Below are 14,613 nucleotides of genomic sequence, written 5' to 3'. Positions count from 1 at the left end.
GTTTTTGATTAGTATTTGTACCGGCTTACTCTTTAAACTGGATTTTCAGCATACTCCACCGCAAACAAGCTGATGTGCGGCTCATTTGCTGAGTCAAAGTTTGGGCAAAACGGCTGCGCAATCAACGTTGCCAGTACGCTATTATAGCCTGTAGTGGTACGCGATATTAAAACGTATCATCAACATGAACCAAACGTAGAATTACGTTTTAAGGGAAATTTCGGTATAAAAAAGAAAGCGCCTTTCCGGGCAGGAAAGACGCTTTGCAATCACATTTTAGGTTGTTATTGATACAGATATGTTTCGGCGAGATGCTGCATAGCTTCCTGGAACAAGGCAAAAGCAGTTTCCTCATCATTTTGGTTTATCGCGTTAAGCGAAGTAGCAATATATTTATCGTACAGGCCTTTAAATATTGCCCCTTGGTTTGGTGTTTTGTCAATAGCTTCCAGCAGCGATGCAGAAATGGTGTAATATTTCTCAACTTCCACACCACTCAACTTATCGGTTAGTATTTTATCGCGGAACGCGCGCAGTGTATTTAACTGGCCTTCGGCTTCTGTGCCTAACATCGTGGTTGTTATGCGGGTAAGTGCGCATGGATCTTTGCCTGTAGTTGGGCAACCTGTTGAACCTGGACACGGATATGATTGATCTCCGATTAAAAACATATTGCTTTCAGGGTGTATAATTGCTTTATAAGAGTAGTCAGCATCAATACTGTGTCCGAAGTGATAGACCAAGTTATTTACTTTTGTGCTACATACGAGTTCGGTTAATATTTCTCTTCCCATGAACGATCCGCGGTTAATTTGTGTATAAGCCATAGTCGGATCAAGCTTTTTAAAATTCAATACATGATTAAATAATACCTGCCATGTTCTTTCTAATGAAATAACTTCACCAGTGTTAGTCATAAAACCGTGTTGATTAATGATGGAGTTAGGTAAACTGGCAGTTACGGTGTAATTACAAGGAATCAGCACCAACATTCTTGATGAAGGATCATTAGCATCTTCAAGGCCGTTCATAAACTTGATACCGGATACGTTTTCAGCGTTCAAAACAGTTTCAACAACTTTGCGACTAAGCATTACCGATTTAACTTCTGTAGGGAATTTTTGCTGAAAATTTTCGGTTAACTCTTGATAAAAGCTTTCGCTGATGAACTCGCCTACCCGATCAGGGCTGATCTGTGTAATTAGCATTTCTTGTTTCATAAAATTTGGTTTTAGGTTTTTGTAATATTATTATCAAAAGCAATTTAATAAACAATATCCATATTTAGATATTATATTAAAAACTTTTTTTGCATCCTGAAAAACAGGATTATTTAAGCACAAAAGACCTATATAACCAGCAATTTCATGCCACGTAAGATTACAGTTTCTGATACGTAAAAATACGTATAATACAAGCGTGATAAAACGGATTAAATTCACAATCAATTAATAATCAAACAGATAAAAACGAACCGGCAATATATTGTAAGATATATGGCCGGGGCATCTCATTGAAAGAGATACTTATTAGTATTAGTTTTATACAAAACTAAATCCCTACACGCTATTATTTTTTATGGAAACACAAGAAAGAAGACCATCATCACCTATTACCGGAAAAGAAGGCGCACCGATTGATATCAACCTGGCGGCCGAATGGACAAAGAATCACAGGCACCGTAATCCAAAAGATATCATATCACAATTTTTCGGACAGGAAATATTAAACACCATATTAAAGCAGGATGGCTGTATGGGCATCCGTATTTATTATGCCAACGATCAAAAGCTTAATAACTGGCAAAAGTTTTGGGTTTCTGTAAGCAATTTCCTTTTATCTGTTATCGCCGATGTTAGCGGGCAGCAGCATTTTATAATCACTGGGGTAACGGCTGATGGAGAGGATCAACTTCCAGGCAATAAATCAGCAGCGGCTAAAGAGTCTGCCAAAGGTGTTCAAACCTTCGCACTTATGACAGCCGAAAATGACAATATTGTTGGTGAACAGGCCGTGCCATGTCCTGGTACTGCTGGCTGTCCGCAAAATATTTTGACTAAAGACTAATATTAATTATTCTAATCACATGCTTGTAAGCGTTTTATTAATGAATATATCGGTCATGTCCGGTCTATTCCCGTTGCTGGCAGCGGCGCATAACTACAAGCATCTTGACAGCTTAATGAAATTGTTAGCTTTGTTTTTATTGATATCAGCCTTATTTGACTGGTCGATGTGGTTGTCATATCAATTCAAGCCACATACCGGACATCCCTTAAACACTAATCCATTACTCCACGTATATGTTATCCTAACAATAGGATTCTTTGGCTTGATGTATTATAAACTGCTTTCAAAGTCTTTTCTAAAGAAGATAGTTATATTACTCGCAGCTATAACAGTGGCAGTAGTATTATATAACGCCAAAAATTTGTTTGATTATCCATCGGTTTCAAATACAGCATCAAGTCTTTTACTAATAGTATTATCGCTTATATACTTCTATCAACTTTTAAATCCACAAACCTTTATTCATATTGAAAAACAAGGTTTATTTTGGTTTAATTCAGGCGTGCTATTTTACTCAGCAGTCAATATCTTTTTATTTATGCTTTTTAGCAAGATACCTGATAAGGATAAAGCAGATTATTATGTTATCTTTAGCATAACTAATATTATTACGAATCTAATATACTCTGTTGCATTACTTTGCAAGCCACAAAAAAAGGCATAGCAGGTTTGCATATTATGATCATGTATAACAGCCCTATTTTAGAGATAACCCAAAATGGCTTAATCCCGGTACTCATCATCGGGACACTCGTGGTTGTTATATTGATCGGCTTTTTATTCTTCTTCGTGATTATTTACCAGCGGAGGATGCTAAAAAACCAGGCAGAGTTACGCGCCATGCATGATGCACGGCAAACCGACCTCATGAACGCCGTCTTTGAAACCCAGGAAAGTGAACGCAGACGCCTGGCCGAAGACCTGCACGATAGTGTTGGCCAGGTACTTTCAGCTATAAAGCTTAACCTGCACCGGCTGGACAAAAATTGCGTGAGTGAGGTAAGTCAGCCCCTACTGATAGACACCCGTAAACTGGCCGATGAGTGCATCCAGGAGATCAGGAACATTATACAAAATGTGCTGCCTCCTATACTTACCGACTATGGACTACTGATTGCCGTCGAGGCGCTGTGTACCAAGGTGGAAAACAACACCCATATCAAAGTTAATTTCGCTAAAAATTTTGCCGATAAGCGCTTCTCTAATGAAATTGAACTGGCACTGTACCGCATAGCCCAGGAGTTGTTTGGTAATGCTATCAAACACTCGGAAGCTACGATCATAAACCTTAATATGGCCTTACAAGCCGGCTACCTCATTATGGAATTTAAGGATAACGGCAAAGGCTTTAATATGGGCGATGTTAAGCAGGGTTTCGGGCTTAAAAATTTACAAAGCCGCGTGCAACTCATTAATGGCGAAATAAATACGTACAGCAAACCGCTTAGCGGGGCAATCACTATCATTAAATTAAAAGTAGCATAGTTAAAATCAATAGTTTATATTTATTGATAATTTCAATCTTGTTAACAACCTATGGGGCCAATTAAATTAGGTATAGTAGACGACCATAAAATTTTCAGAAATGGTTTAAAAGCTACCCTCGAAGATTGCGGAGGTTTTGAGCTGGTACTCGAGGCTTCGAACGGCAAAGAGCTGATAGGCTTATTGACCGACAAAACCCCCGATGTTATATTGATGGATATTAAAATGCCCGAAATGGACGGCATCCAAACCGCCACCTATGTCCATCAGCATTTTAAGGATATTAAGATCCTTGCGTTATCCATGTTTAATGAAGACAAATACATTGTGGATATGATGAAGGCCGGAGCATCGGGCTACCTGCTTAAAAATGCCGAACCGGAAGAGATCATCGAAGCTGTATCAACCGTTTATAACAAAGGTTTTTATTTTAATGAACATCTCTCTATAACGCTCATCAAACAGCTAGTAGGCAACGATCATGCCGATAATATTCCCAATAACAAAACCGACCTTAACGAGCGCGAAATTGAAGTGCTTAAACTGGTTTGCCAGGAATGCTCCAATCAGGAAATAGCAGATAAAATTTTTCTGAGTGTACGTACTGTTGAAGGGTATCGTGCAAGGCTGTTTGAAAAAACCGGGTCGAAAAATTTAGTGGGATTGGTTATTTATGCCATTAAACGCGGCATTATTAGTGTAAATTAGCCGTAAGCCCTAAGTTGTAAGTCTTAAGCCATTAATTATAAGTAAGAAGTACAAGACCTGACCGACTTCTGACTAAAGACTTCCGACTTAATACTTAATTACGCTGATAACTTTTTATCGCCGGCCAGGTTACGCATAAATCTTTTGCGGTAGTTAAGCGGACTCAGGTTCATTTTGGCTTTAAACATTTTATAAAAGTGCGATACATCGCCAAAGCCGCTCTCATAGGAGATCTCTGAAATAGGCTTATCTGTTTGCACCAGTTGCTGTATGGCATAATTAAGGCGATACTCAATTATAGTTTCCATGAATGTTTTGCGGGTAACTTTTTTAAAGTATTTGCAAAAAGCATTCGGGGTCATATTGGCAATACCGGCCGCTTTATCTAATGATACATGTTTTCTGAAATTTTCAACCAGGTAAGCAAATACCGGGTTAATACGCTCACGCTCGGTATTTGAGCGCTCGCCAATAATGCGGTTCTGATCGAGCAGCACGTACTCTTCTGATGAAGCCATACGGTGCAGGATCTCGAGCAAACCTATCAGCATCCTGAAATTGCTTTTCTCTTCAACCAGGCTAAGCAGCAGTTTGTTAACCTCGGCACGCGTTTCGCCATAAAATGACACCCCGCAACCGCTTTGCTGAAAAAGTTTTTTGATGAGCTGAAGCTCAAATTTGTTAAAAAACTCTTCGCCCAAAAAAGCATCATTAAATTGGATCACCACCGCGCTTGCCTCGCGAAGCACTGTTTCATTGGGTTCAAGTTTCCAGCAATGCGGCAGGTTAGAACCAAGCAACACGAGATCGCCGGACGCAAAATCTTCCATGTGGCTGCCAACATAGCGTTTGCCGGTGCCGCTGATGATACACGTTAATTCATATTCTTCATGAAAATGATAAGGGGCATCAAATGCCAGCTTATCAAATTTCCGTACCAGAAATGACTGCGTATTTGTAGGTTGAAGAACTTCGTACGACGCTTTTATCATTGCATATTTTAACGTAAATAAAATTCTAATTCAAATTACGGATAAAATCATCCATAAATGTACCATTCATTTCATTTTTTTTCAACTAAAGTTAACCTTACTTTGAAATATAAACCTAAAAACTATGGATACACAGATCGCTCATTTACCGTCACTTGATAATTTTATAAAACTATCCAACCACAATATTAATGAATTTCGTGAAAAAGGCCATACCCTTGTACACGAAGTGCTTACAAAAGATGAAATTGCTGCCTATCGCCCCGTAATTGTTGGCGCGGCCGACAGGTACAACACCGAAAAGCGCAAACTGGAAGAGCGCGACACTTATGGTAAAGCCTTTTTGCAGATCATGAACCTTTGGCAGGTTGATGAAGATGTTAAAACCTTTGTAATGGCCAAACGCCTGGCCAAAATTGCCGCCGACCTCATGGGGGTTGAAAATGTACGTATCTATCACGACCAGGCACTCTTTAAAGAGCCCGGCGGCGGCCCTACCCCATGGCACCAGGACCAGTATTACTGGCCCATCGATACCAACAATACGGTAACCCTTTGGATGCCCCTGGTTGATATTGATGTAAACATGGGTATGCTGACTTTTGCCTCGGGTTCATACGTTAATGGCGCTGTATTTAACCATGAAATTTCTGACGAATCGGAATCGGCGTTTGACGATTATGTGAAAGAGAAAGGATTTGAAATAACCCGCGCCCAAACCATGAAGGCCGGCGATGCAACCTGGCACCGGGGCTTCACTATTCACAATGCTCCCGGCAATAACTCAGACAAAATGCGCGAGATCATGACCATCATCTATGTAGCCGATGGTGCACGCGTTACCCCTTACAAAAACGAATGGCAAAAAAATGATCACCATAAATGGCTGATGGGTAAACCAATCGGGGATCTGATTGATTCGGAGTTGAACCCGAAGGTGCTCTGACCTCCTCTAAATCTCCCCCAAAGGGGGAGACTTTAAAATAGCTGTAAAAGCCCCCTCCTTTGGAGAGGGTTGGGTGAGGTCACGCCGCTACCCAAACCGCATCGATAAACCATTTTTTGGTATCAAAAAACTGGCCTACCGGTTGAAAGCCTGTGTTTATGGCTATCTGATCGGTTTGCATAAGGGTGAACTTTTGGGAGATCTCCATGTAGATGTATTCATCCTTCTTGAAATCTATTTTTTCGTTGCCGACGCTTACCTGCTGATCTTGCAAACTGATGAGGTAGCTTTTGCACGCCCCGGTTTCAGGATCGTAGGTTGGATAATGTTCAAACTTGCTTATATCAAAATTAGCATGCAGCTCGCGGTTAATGCGGCGTAACAGGTTGAGATTAAACTCGCGGGTAATACCATCTTTGTCATTATAAGCAGCAAGGATAACTCGCGGGTCCTTCTTCAGGTCCATGCCAATTAACACCATATCCCCTTCTGATAGGTTATTCCTTAGCTCACGGCAAAACTCTATGGCCCCATCAAGTGGCATATTGCCAATGTTTGAACCTAAAAACAGCACCACTTTACGCCTTGGCGAAATAGCGGCGGCCTTTTTCAGCATCTCAAAATATTCGCCATTTAGTCCGGTGATCTTTAAGCCGGGCAAAGTTACGGGCAGGGTTATATTGAGATATGATATTACATTATCTGAGATATCAATAGGCAAATAAGTAAAATCAGCTTTTTTATCCAGCAGATATTTAAGCAGGTAAGAGGATTTTGTGGCATCACCAGCACCAAGTTCTATCAGGTCAAAAGCATCTCCATCGGCAATCAGCGCATCGCAGATTTCAGCGGTTTTTTCTGAAAATATCTCCAGTTCGCAGTTAGTCGGATAGTATTCAGGGCAGTTCATGAGCTCCTGGAACAGCTTATCGCCATTTGCATCATAAAAATACTTTGAATTGAGGTGCTTTGGCTCCGCCTGCAGCCCTGCTACAACGTCGGCATAAAACTGCCTGTTTTCGGCACTTATGTCACAATTTACGGCTGTGGGTGTAAAGGCTTGGTTCATAGATGTGGTGGTGTTTTGTGTCAATTTACCTCGCAAGTCTTATGCCAGTAAATTGCCATCGTAAATTTGTCTGAAAAAAATTGCGATAAGTTGCACGACTATGACCCGGAGGTGTAACTTCTGACGCGCCGCGCAAAACTTTCTGGTTAACCATAAACTTGCCATTGTATTCGCCTATGGCACCCGGTGCTTTGGCAAAACCCGGATAAGGAAGGTAGGAACTTTCTGTCCACTCCCAGCGGCGACCCCAGTTAAATTTCGAGGATACCGCTTCCCATTCAAACTCCGTTGGCAATCTCAATCCTTTCCACGATGCATAAGCGTAAGCTTCAAAATAGCTGATATGTGTAACAGGATCTTTTAAATGCAGTGGTTCCAATCCGTGAAACGTATAGTTATGCCATTCATTATCTATCAAATGCCAATACAAAGGCGCTTCTACTTTATTGGTTTTCACCCAATCCCAGCCTTCGGCATGCCAGTGCCGGAAATCATGGTAACCGCCGCTGTTAATAAATTCCAGGTATTCGGCATTGGTTACCAGTTTGGGACTTATTTCATAGGCATTGAGGTATACTTTATGCCGGTTGAGTTCATTATCAAAACAAAATCCATCGCCGTTAAAGCCTATTTCATAAATGCCTTCATCCATGCTGATAAAAGCATCATCCTCCCCTTCATCAATACGAGGCGCTGTATAATTTTTATTATAGGCAGGAAACAACGGATTATGGCCCAGTATGAATTTAATATCGGTCATTAAAAGCTCCTGGTGCTGCTCTTCGTGGTTAAAACCGAGAATAAGGAGTTCTTTAACATAGTCACTTACTTCGCCGCATAAAAAGCCCTCCATGGCCTCGTCAACATATTTACGGTAACTGTAAATTTCAATAACCGTTGGGCGGCTCAGGTTGCCACGATCTGTACGGATAACGCGTGTGCCAACAGTTTCATAATAGCTGTTAAAAACGTAATTGTAATCGGGATTGTACTCCTGATAGCCCATAAAGTAAGGCTTAAGAATAAAAGTTTCAAAAAACCAGGTAACATGCCCGATATGCCATTTAGGCGGACTAACATCTACCACGGGTTGCACCACATAGTCTTCCGTTTGCAAATACGAACAAATTTTCTCTGTACGTTGGCGTACCTCTTTGTACCGGGCTATTAAATCCATCGATGTTATTTCTTATCCAAAAACTGTTTTAAGTTTGAAATTGTTTTAATCCCCAATTGCCTGGCCTGCTGCTGCCTCATCATTAAAGCGTAAGCATTGTTAAAACCAATGGGTTTAAGCCATTTAATTTGATACCTGCTTTCAAACTGGCGTTGTACATAATTGTATGTGCTATCCCTGTTTACTGTTACCTCATTAACCGTTTTTGGCGATGCCTGTAAAATTGCCAGCAAACCCGTACCTGTGTATTCGGGGTAAAAATCTATCTGGTTATTGGTTAGGGCGTCAAAACAAATCTTGGTGCCTCCCAAACCTGTTTTTGTTGATACATCATGGCCTGTATAACCCTTTATCAGCATGCTGTACATATTAGCCAGGATGTATTGTTCACCAAATATCTTTGAACCTATCCGCACTATACCATCGTTCCCGCCCCGTTCCGGTCGCCATAATTTATTGGCAACCAAAAAATCCTTTGCAACACGTTCGGGGCTTTGGTGAAGATAGTCGGTACGGTAATTTAAAACCGTCATGACTGAATCATTTATTTTGCCCGAAAGCAGATTTAATGTCGGCTCAAGGTCAGGAAATTTTTTCAGGGCATCATCGCGAACAATTGGCGCCGCATAGTATGGCGGAAAAATGTGCTTATCATCATCCAGCACAACCAAATCGTAAGCTTTTAGCCTGCCATCGGTTGAATAGCCACTAATTACATCCAGGTGCTTTTCAAATGCAGCCTTATACATTACAGCATCGCTGATCACGATGGTATGGATCTTTAAGCCGTATTTGCTCCGGAGGCCGAGGTCGCCGTCCTGCCTGCCCATAAATTCGGGCGTAAAACCCGCGGTAAGCTTTCCTTTTGATTTGGCCGGGATGATATAGAACAGGCAGAATACTACCAGCAATACCGGAAAAACATATACCACCCGTTTAAGCTTTTTAAAGCTGACCTTCTGCACCATCGACAGTAATAAATCAAAAACAACAGCAAGCAAAGCCGAAGGGATTGCTCCCGCCAGGATCATGTTGGTATTATTAAGTGAGATCCCACCGAAAATAAACTCGCCCAAACCACCGGCTGCAATGAGCGAAGCCAGTGTTGCCACGCCAACGTTAATCACCGTAGCCGTGCGGATGCCGGCAAATATTACCGGCATAGCCAGGGGCAACTCTACCTTAAACAAGATTTGCCATTTGCTCATCCCCATAGCAACAGCAGCTTCTTTAACCGACGCATCAACCCCTAAAATGCCCGTGTAGGTGTTGCGGATAATGGGTAGAAGTGCGTATAGCAATAATGCAACAATGGCTGGCTTAGGGCCAATCCCCAAAAGGGGGATCATGAAACCAAGCAACGCGATGCTGGGGATTGTTTGTAATACCCCTGCAATCCCTAAAACCGCACCGGCCAATTGCTTTTTCCGAACAATAAGGATCCCCAGCGGCAAGCCCATCAATACAGCAATGCAGAGGGAAATAAAAGTAAGCCCAATATGCTGCAGGGTTTGCTCCTGCAGTTTACCCGCTTGCTGCTGCATAAACTCCCACAAGGTTTGTTGCTGCTCATTCATGGGCCTGATGGTTTTTATATTGATAAAAGGCCGTCATCAGTTGTTCAAAGCTTGCAGTTTTAACCTGGTTTTGATCTTTGCTGATATTAATGGTTTCGCCGTTATTAAATTTAAAACTCTCCAGGGCCTCCCACAGGTTAGTACCAGCATCAAATGACGAGGCTTTTGCTTCTTTGTTCAATTCAGGCAGCAGCTCCCAGAGATCAATCAGTTTAATGGCCTTAAATTCCAGTTGCAGGCGCTGATGTTTTAGAAAATCCTTTACAAAATCGTTAACAGGGTTAAAAAGTAACTGAGCAGGTGTGCCCGACTGTACAATTTTCCCTTTATCCATCAGGCAGATCCTGTCGCCCAATTCAAAAGCTTCCTGTACATCGTGCGTTACCATGATGATGGTTTTACGCTTAAGCTCATCAAGTGCCTTAAATTCGGCGTGGATTTTTGATCGGGTAACATTGTCCAACGCCCCGAAGGGCTCATCCATCAACAGCACCGGCGGGTCCGAAACCAATGCTCTGGCCAGGCCAATGCGCTGCTGCTGGCCACCGCTCAGTTCGTTAGGGTAAATATTCAGATACGAAGCATCGAGATGGAGTTTTTCCATTAGTTCGGCCGTGCGCTTTTCAGTTTTCTGCTTATCCCATTTTAACAGGGTAGGAACAACCGCTATATTTTGAGCAACCGTATAATGCGGAAACAAGCCATTATTTTGCAATACATAGCCAATTCCGCGGCGCAGGATTTCAGGCTGCTGCTCCATGATATTTTTATCATCAATGTAAATGCTACCGGTTGTTGGCTCAATAAGGCGGTTGATCATTTTTAGCGTGGTAGTTTTACCGCAGCCGCTGGTGCCTAACAGGATCAGGTTTTCCTGATCTTTTACCTCAAACGATACGCCATCAACCGCTTTAACTTCGCCAAAATGCTTGCTTACCTTATCAACTTTGATCATGCGCGCCGGTTTAATCCCCAAGGGTCATAAAAAGGTTGTTCAGTGATTCGGAATACAGCGGGTGGGCAAAAACACAATAGCGGATCCTGTCGTAAGTGATCCCACCTTCCATAGCCATTTGCAGCACAGTCATGATTTCTCCGCCCTCGGGGCCAAGTACGGTAGCACCTAAGATCTTTTTTGTATCCGGATCAACAATGGCTTTCATAAAACCACGTGTATCGCCGGTTTCAATAGCACGCGCCACATGGGCCATGGGCAGTTTTGCTACTTTATATTTAATACCCAGCTTTTTTGCCCCCGTTTCATCCAAACCGATCCTGCCCAGTTGCGGATCGGTAAACATGCAATAAGGCACCGGACGATCCTGGATGTTATAATCCGTTTTTTCAAAAAGGTTACGGTAAACAATGGTATAATCGTTGTAGGAAATGTGTGTAAACGCCGGGCCGCCCTTTGCGTCACCAAGTGCATAAACACCAGCGGCTGAGGTTTCCAGCTTATCGTTCACCCTGATATTACCATGCTCATCCGTTTCAATCCCTGCGATGGGCAAATTCAAAGCCCCCGTTTGCGGTTTGCGGCCGATGGCCACCAATACATGGGTGCATTTAATTTTTCGCTCCTCTCCTTTTTGAGCTATCGTCGCTGTTATTTTGCCGCCGGCTTTTTGTTTAAACTTAACAGCCTGAGCATTATTAAGTACCTCGATTTTCTCCAGTTCGAGGATCTTTTGCATCTCTGCCGAAATATCCTCATCCTCATGCGAAACTATCCGCTCCGATTTTTCTAAAATGGTAACCTTGCTGCCAAACCGCCGAAACATTTGCCCAAACTCCAGTCCAATGTAATTTCCGCCAAGCACAAGCAGATGCTCTGGTACTTCTTCCAAATCAAGTATGGTGGTTGAGTTGAGATATTTTATCTCATTCAATCCTTCAATTTGGGGAATCAAAGGCAGCGCGCCGGGATTTAAAAAGATAAGATCGGCAGTAATCGTTTGCTTTTTGCCGCTGTTAAGCTTAACCTCAACCATTTTTTTGCCGGTAAAAGTTGCCTCACCCAACACCACATCGAGGTTCTGTGTTTTTTCGGCAGATTTTAGTCCGCCATTACGCGAGCGTAATACGATATCGTCCTTACGCTTTTTTATGGCAGCAAGATCAACCGAAAACTTTTTTACAGGCACGCCCAATTCATGACTTTTACCGGCCATGTAGGCTGCCTTCGCCGAAGCAACCATGGTTTTAGTAGGCGTACAGCCATCGTTAACGCAAGTACCGCCATAAAATCGTTTCTCAATTATAACGGTCTTTTTCCCGGCATTAGCCAATTTTTTGGCTAATGGGGCGCCGGCCTGACCGGCGCCTATAACAATGGCATCGTATGTTTTCATAGCTTTATTCGGTAATTTTCACGCCCTTCCAAAACGCCACATAGTTGGTAATGTTTTTTGCGGCATCCTTTGGTTCGGGATAAAACCAGGCGGCATCCTGGTTTTCTTTGCCGTCAACTTCGAGGGAATAATATGATGCCAGCCCCTTCCACGGGCATGTTGTATGCACATCGGACGGTTTAAGGTACTCGGCCTTAACACTTTCTTTAGGGAAATAATGATTATTTTCAACAACAATAGTGTCATTGCTTTCGGCAATGACCTGGTTATTCCAGATAGCTTTCATAAAAAGATGATTGATTTATGGAATAAAGATAGCTTTAACCCGGCAAAGTTTGCAAGTTTGAAATCGCAATTTTATTTTATTTAATTGACACACAATCCATTTCGCAGTACTTTTAATTTTTTTTAAAAATTTATTTTTATTTTATCACTTAAACTCTATCTTTGCAATCCCAAAACAAGGGAAACAAAATTAAAAAAGACGGCCCGTTCGTCTAGGGGTTAGGACAGGAGATTTTCATTCTTCAAACAGGGGTTCGATTCCCCTACGGGCTACCAAGCCGCTTTGCGAATGCAGAGCGGCTTTTTTGTTTTTTAATCAAGACACGCAGCACAGTTTATCAGCAAAGCCATTTTTTGTAATACAGAACTATAGACAACCATTAAAATTTTATTCTGTTATTATTATTAATATTAGACCTCGATACCTGTAATAAAATAAAGCTTGTTGTTTTCATTTTAAAGCTTACGTCTATTTTACTATAAGTTATTTTTTATTAATCAATGGATTACTAGCAATCATGACCGATATTCATTCCAAAGATGTAAGAAGTTACAACATGTCGAAGATTAGGAGCAAAAACACAAAGCCAGAACTATTAGTGCGTAGATTTTTGTTTTCAAGAGGCTTTCGATACAGACTTCACGACAGGAGACTTCCCAGAAAGCCGGATATTGTGCTGCCCAAATACAAGACCGTTATTTTTGTCAATGGCTGCTTTTGGCATGGTCACGAAAACTGTCGTTATGCTCCTGTATCGAAAACGCGAATCGAATTTTGGGACGCTAAAATCAAAAGAAACCAAATGAAGGATATTGAAGCAACAAACGAGCTTCAGGTTCTGGGCTGGAACATTATAACTATTTGGGAATGTGAGCTAAAACCTAAGTGTGCAAACCAAACATTAAACAGTTTACTCAAAACACTGAAAAATATACTGCCAACAAACAGTCATGAACTATAAGGCCCTAGAAATTTGCCGCCATTGAAATGAACCAGGTGATCAGGGTTATCAGCTGTCCACACTTCGGTTTCCCATCCTATATCTGCGATGTTTTTCCGAAAATCGCTTTTCGACGTAAAAGCGGTAACGAAAATTAGGTCTGCAACACAATTTTTCAATGCTTTTTTGAGCTCAAGAATACGCTCCTCACTCATGGGGCCCGATGTATAAAAGGCCTCGATAAGAAATATCCAATTCTTCTCAAAATTATATGCGACCACATCTGGCAACGAATCATGCGTAAGCTCAAAGAAGCCGAGTGACCGCAATTTATCATCCTCGCGTAAGAGATATTTATCAGTTGCATCACCGACATACAAAACTTCACACTGACCTGCAAATCGCGGTAAAAATTCCTCTATAATTTCACGCTGAAGTTGATTATGTCCACCTCTTGAGAAATCCAAAATATGCCCTGTCGATAGAGTTACCCGAACTTTTGGCATATCTCTTTTTCGCTGAAGAATCTCGCTTAAACTAGGTCTGTTTTTAGTAAAAAGTTTCAGTTTAATTGCCCAATCTTCCGTTCCGTAATAGGTAACCAGATCTTTAAATTCACTGCTCAACGTATACCCGCGCGTAGGATCATTAGGAGCAGCACTTGGGTTGTTTGCACTGTTAAGTACTAAATCTGCCAGTACTAATAATTTAAGATGTTTACGCCTAACGTCATCATAAGAGCCAGGTGATATATTTTCTTCAAAGTGTTCATTTTCAAATTTGATAATGTCTCTGGTTTTGATGTGTCTATGTTCGTTCTGTCCTTGAGCTTCCTTCCAGGATCGCTTTATACCTGCAACAGCAAGAAAAGCCAGCGCCATACTCTCTAGGCCACGAGGCCCTTTTCCTGAAAAAGGAATACCCACATTATACAAGATATCGAGCGCCTCATTCGTTAGGTCTTTTATACGCTCCGATTTTTTCGATTTAGGCAAATAGTCAATCATATCCT

The 14,613-nt window shown here is 41.7% G+C and carries 15 protein-coding genes and 1 tRNA gene; 7 read left to right on the top strand and 9 right to left on the bottom strand.

Translation table 11 applies throughout. The features are described from left to right. Nucleotides 1–284: 284 nt before the first annotated feature. Nucleotides 285–1,220 (bottom strand): hypothetical protein, encoded by a 936-nt coding sequence (locus BLP33_RS23325; RefSeq protein ID WP_090533687.1) that lies wholly within the window; start codon nt 1,218–1,220, stop codon nt 285–287. A gap of 358 nt (nt 1,221–1,578) precedes the next feature. On the opposite strand from BLP33_RS23325, the gene BLP33_RS23320 reads away from it, so the two are divergent. From BLP33_RS23320 to BLP33_RS23305, 4 genes are read left to right on the top strand one after another with little or no spacing between them, the layout of a single operon-like run. Beyond that, entirely contained in the window at nt 1,579–2,067 is a 489-nt protein-coding gene (locus BLP33_RS23320) for a hypothetical protein (RefSeq protein WP_090533685.1), read from the top strand. Nucleotides 2,068–2,086: 19 nt separating this feature from the next. Next, a complete protein-coding gene (locus BLP33_RS23315; RefSeq protein ID WP_090533683.1) occupies nt 2,087–2,734 on the top strand; it encodes a hypothetical protein in 648 nt (215 codons plus the stop codon). Then, nucleotides 2,710–3,555, top strand: coding sequence for a sensor histidine kinase (locus tag BLP33_RS23310; protein WP_139160052.1), 846 nt, complete (start codon nt 2,710–2,712; stop codon nt 3,553–3,555). The genes BLP33_RS23315 and BLP33_RS23310 overlap by 25 nt, the downstream gene beginning before the upstream one ends. Before the next feature lie 51 nt (nt 3,556–3,606). Next, complete coding sequence (locus tag BLP33_RS23305; protein WP_090533679.1) at nt 3,607–4,263, top strand: response regulator transcription factor; 657 nt, start codon at nt 3,607–3,609, stop codon at nt 4,261–4,263. Between the two features lie 98 nt (nt 4,264–4,361). On the opposite strand, the gene BLP33_RS23300 is transcribed toward BLP33_RS23305, so the two are convergent. Then, nucleotides 4,362–5,255: an AraC family transcriptional regulator gene (locus tag BLP33_RS23300; protein ID WP_090533677.1), complete on the bottom strand. Its 894-nt coding sequence runs from the start codon at nt 5,253–5,255 to the stop codon at nt 4,362–4,364. A 124-nt stretch (nt 5,256–5,379) separates the two neighbouring features. Here BLP33_RS23300 and BLP33_RS23295 point away from each other — a divergent pair, with 124 nt between their 5' ends. After that, nucleotides 5,380–6,201 carry a phytanoyl-CoA dioxygenase family protein gene (locus BLP33_RS23295; protein ID WP_090533675.1) on the top strand — a complete coding sequence of 274 codons (822 nt, stop codon included), beginning with the start codon at nt 5,380–5,382 and terminating at the stop codon, nt 6,199–6,201. A 79-nt stretch (nt 6,202–6,280) separates the two neighbouring features. Here the strand turns inward: BLP33_RS23295 and BLP33_RS23290 are convergent, their stop codons facing one another. From BLP33_RS23290 to BLP33_RS23265, 6 genes are read right to left on the bottom strand one after another with little or no spacing between them, the layout of a single operon-like run. Next, entirely contained in the window at nt 6,281–7,270 is a 990-nt protein-coding gene (locus BLP33_RS23290) for an L-histidine N(alpha)-methyltransferase (RefSeq protein WP_090533831.1), read from the bottom strand. Nucleotides 7,271–7,295: 25 nt separating this feature from the next. Then, complete coding sequence (egtB, locus tag BLP33_RS23285) at nt 7,296–8,447, bottom strand: ergothioneine biosynthesis protein EgtB (protein WP_090533673.1); 1,152 nt, start codon at nt 8,445–8,447, stop codon at nt 7,296–7,298. 5 nt (nt 8,448–8,452) lie between these two features. Continuing rightward, nucleotides 8,453–10,024, bottom strand: a complete 1,572-nt coding sequence (locus tag BLP33_RS23280) for an ABC transporter permease/substrate-binding protein (RefSeq protein WP_090533671.1) — start codon at nt 10,022–10,024, stop codon at nt 8,453–8,455. Further along, nucleotides 10,017–10,979, bottom strand: a complete 963-nt coding sequence (locus tag BLP33_RS23275) for an ABC transporter ATP-binding protein (RefSeq protein ID WP_090533829.1) — start codon at nt 10,977–10,979, stop codon at nt 10,017–10,019. The genes BLP33_RS23280 and BLP33_RS23275 overlap by 8 nt, the downstream gene beginning before the upstream one ends. A gap of 10 nt (nt 10,980–10,989) precedes the next feature. After that, the gene (locus BLP33_RS23270; RefSeq protein WP_090533669.1) at nt 10,990–12,375 is read right to left on the bottom strand and encodes a mercuric reductase; all 1,386 of its coding nucleotides are present in this window, start codon (nt 12,373–12,375) and stop codon (nt 10,990–10,992) included. Between the two features lie 4 nt (nt 12,376–12,379). After that, entirely contained in the window at nt 12,380–12,661 is a 282-nt protein-coding gene (locus BLP33_RS23265) for a DUF427 domain-containing protein (protein ID WP_090533667.1), read from the bottom strand. Nucleotides 12,662–12,861: 200 nt separating this feature from the next. Between BLP33_RS23265 and BLP33_RS23260 the strand changes: the two genes are divergently transcribed. Together BLP33_RS23260 and BLP33_RS23255 are read left to right on the top strand one after the other, a co-directional pair. Then, nucleotides 12,862–12,936 (top strand) — tRNA-Glu (locus BLP33_RS23260). Between the two features lie 242 nt (nt 12,937–13,178). Continuing rightward, nucleotides 13,179–13,622: a very short patch repair endonuclease gene (locus tag BLP33_RS23255; RefSeq protein WP_090533665.1), complete on the top strand. Its 444-nt coding sequence runs from the start codon at nt 13,179–13,181 to the stop codon at nt 13,620–13,622. On the opposite strand, the gene BLP33_RS23250 is transcribed toward BLP33_RS23255, so the two are convergent. Next, nucleotides 13,610–14,608, bottom strand: coding sequence for a BsuBI/PstI family type II restriction endonuclease (locus BLP33_RS23250; protein WP_090533663.1), 999 nt, complete (start codon nt 14,606–14,608; stop codon nt 13,610–13,612). The genes BLP33_RS23255 and BLP33_RS23250 overlap by 13 nt on opposite strands. Nucleotides 14,609–14,613 lie beyond the last annotated feature (5 nt).

The sequence above is a fragment of the Mucilaginibacter sp. NFR10 genome (assembly GCF_900100445.1).
Lineage (GTDB): Bacteria > Bacteroidota > Bacteroidia > Sphingobacteriales > Sphingobacteriaceae > Mucilaginibacter > Mucilaginibacter rubeus.
This window is presented reverse-complemented; position numbering and strand designations above follow the sequence as displayed.

Coding starts and splice junctions, on each gene's coding strand:
- BLP33_RS23325 (WP_090533687.1), bottom strand. CDS start 1,220: ATGAAACAAGAAATGCTAATTACACAGATCAGCCCTGATCGGGTAGGC.
- BLP33_RS23320 (WP_090533685.1), top strand. CDS start 1,579: ATGGAAACACAAGAAAGAAGACCATCATCACCTATTACCGGAAAAGAA.
- BLP33_RS23315 (WP_090533683.1), top strand. CDS start 2,087: ATGCTTGTAAGCGTTTTATTAATGAATATATCGGTCATGTCCGGTCTA.
- BLP33_RS23305 (WP_090533679.1), top strand. CDS start 3,607: ATGGGGCCAATTAAATTAGGTATAGTAGACGACCATAAAATTTTCAGA.
- BLP33_RS23300 (WP_090533677.1), bottom strand. CDS start 5,255: ATGATAAAAGCGTCGTACGAAGTTCTTCAACCTACAAATACGCAGTCA.
- BLP33_RS23295 (WP_090533675.1), top strand. CDS start 5,380: ATGGATACACAGATCGCTCATTTACCGTCACTTGATAATTTTATAAAA.
- BLP33_RS23290 (WP_090533831.1), bottom strand. CDS start 7,270: ATGAACCAAGCCTTTACACCCACAGCCGTAAATTGTGACATAAGTGCC.
- egtB (WP_090533673.1), bottom strand. CDS start 8,447: ATGGATTTAATAGCCCGGTACAAAGAGGTACGCCAACGTACAGAGAAA.
- BLP33_RS23280 (WP_090533671.1), bottom strand. CDS start 10,024: ATGAATGAGCAGCAACAAACCTTGTGGGAGTTTATGCAGCAGCAAGCG.
- BLP33_RS23275 (WP_090533829.1), bottom strand. CDS start 10,979: ATGATCAAAGTTGATAAGGTAAGCAAGCATTTTGGCGAAGTTAAAGCG.
- BLP33_RS23270 (WP_090533669.1), bottom strand. CDS start 12,375: ATGAAAACATACGATGCCATTGTTATAGGCGCCGGTCAGGCCGGCGCC.
- BLP33_RS23265 (WP_090533667.1), bottom strand. CDS start 12,661: ATGAAAGCTATCTGGAATAACCAGGTCATTGCCGAAAGCAATGACACT.
- BLP33_RS23255 (WP_090533665.1), top strand. CDS start 13,179: ATGACCGATATTCATTCCAAAGATGTAAGAAGTTACAACATGTCGAAG.
- BLP33_RS23250 (WP_090533663.1), bottom strand. CDS start 14,608: ATGATTGACTATTTGCCTAAATCGAAAAAATCGGAGCGTATAAAAGAC.